Source organism: Phenylobacterium ferrooxidans, assembly GCF_042714595.1.
Classification (GTDB): domain Bacteria; phylum Pseudomonadota; class Alphaproteobacteria; order Caulobacterales; family Caulobacteraceae; genus Phenylobacterium; species Phenylobacterium ferrooxidans.
In genome coordinates, this window is record NZ_JAOTJD010000093.1 from 1 (window position 1) to 1,309 (window position 1,309).

Genomic DNA, 1,309 nt, shown 5'->3' on the forward strand with positions numbered 1-1,309 from the left:
GGCGCGATAAGCCCGGCGAAGCTAAGGGGACCGGTTGCGGCGCGAGATGGTCGAGCGCGCGGCCGGAATTCAAGTCGATGGATTACAAGGCCGCGTTCAGCACCGCTCTTGAGCAGATTCACGCCGAGGGTCGTTACCGGGTCTTCGCCGACCTGAAGCGTCACCGTGGGCAGTTCCCCAAGGCGACCTGGACCCGGGGCGACGGGAGCCGGTCTGAGGTCATCGTCTGGTGCTCCAACGACTATCTGGGCCAGGGCCAGAACCCGGTGGTGCTGGACGCCATGCACCAGGCCATCGACGAGGCCGGCGGCGGTTCGGGGGGCACGCGCAACATCTCGGGCACCACCCACTACCATGTCGAGCTGGAGGCCGAGCTGGCTGACCTGCACGGCAAGGAAGCCGCCCTGCTGTTCACCTCGGGCTATGTGTCCAACGAGGCGTCGCTCTCGACCCTCTACAAGATCCTGCCGGGTCTGATCATGTTCTCCGACGAGCTGAATCATAACTCGATGATCAGCGGTATCCGGGCGGGCAAGCGCGAGCAGCGCCGGGTGTTCCGCCACAACGACCTGGCCCACCTGGAGGAGCTGCTGGCCCAGGTTCCGGCCGATGCGCCCAAGTTGATCGCCTTCGAGAGCGTCTACTCCATGGACGGCGACATCACCGACATGCGGGCGATGGTGGCGCTGGCCAAGAAGTACAACGCCATGACCTATCTGGACGAGGTCCATGCGGTGGGCATGTACGGCCCCCGCGGCGCCGGCGTGGCCGAGCGTGACGGGGTCATGGACCAGATCGACATCATCGAGGGCACCCTGGCCAAGGCCTTCGGCGTCATGGGGGGCTACATCGCCGCCGACGCGGTCATCGTCGATGCGATCCGCTCCTATGCCGACGGCTTCATCTTCACCACCTCGATCCCGCCGGCGCTGGCGGCCGGGGCCGTGGCCTCGATCCGCTACCTGAAGGACCACAACGAGATCCGCATCGCCCACCAGGAGCGCGCCGGGGCCCTGAAGGCCAAGCTGGCCAGGGCCGGCCTGCCGGTCATGCCCTCGGAGAGCCACATCGTCCCGGTGCTGGTGGGTGATCCCGTCCACTGCAAGATGATCAGCGACATCCTGCTGGAAGAGCATGGCGTCTACGTCCAGCCCATCAACTACCCCACCGTCCCGCGCGGCACGGAGCGCCTGCGCTTCACCCCGTCGCCCGCCCACACCGACGCCATGATGGACGACCTGGCCCAAGCCCTCGAAAGGCTCTGGGCCCACTGCAACATCAAGCGCGTCGGCGGATACGCCGCCTGACG

The 1,309-nt window shown here is 66.8% G+C and carries 1 protein-coding gene; it reads left to right on the plus strand.

What is annotated here, in order from left to right; all coding sequences use genetic code 11:
• Positions 1-77 precede the first annotated feature (77 nt).
• Positions 78-1,307: a 5-aminolevulinate synthase gene (hemA, locus tag OCL97_RS22590; RefSeq protein ID WP_377371945.1), complete on the plus strand. Its 1,230-nt coding sequence runs from the start codon at positions 78-80 to the stop codon at positions 1,305-1,307.
• Positions 1,308-1,309 lie beyond the last annotated feature (2 nt).